The 310-nt window shown below is 50.0% G+C and carries 1 protein-coding gene; it reads left to right on the forward strand.

Features of this window, described 5'->3' with window-relative positions; genetic code table 11:
- Positions 1 to 310 (forward strand): hypothetical protein (locus HT730_RS09725; RefSeq protein WP_173307467.1); only part of this gene is annotated, 310 nt, incomplete at both ends.

Genomic DNA, 310 nt, shown 5'->3' on the forward strand with positions numbered 1-310 from the left:
GCACCAGTCCCAGCAGTAGTGGATACAGCCGACCATGTAGGTGTTGAGATTCCAGCACCAGAACATGCGGATAAGGTTGTTGTGACCTTCGATAAAGCAGATGGTTCAGGCAAGGATACAGTTACTGTTAAGAAGAACGACCAAGGTAAATGGTCAGCCGACAAGACAGTGGCAGGTCTAACAGTAGACGCAGATACTGGTAAAGTGACAGTAGGTCATGAAGCGGTGAAAGCGCAAGGTACTGTAGAAGCACAAGCTCGTAGTGGCAACAGTGACTTGAGTGGCACAGGTACCGTCGGAATGCCAGCCA

The sequence above is a fragment of the Streptococcus sp. k-628 genome (assembly GCF_013277475.1).
Taxonomy (GTDB): Bacteria; Bacillota; Bacilli; order Lactobacillales; family Streptococcaceae; genus Streptococcus.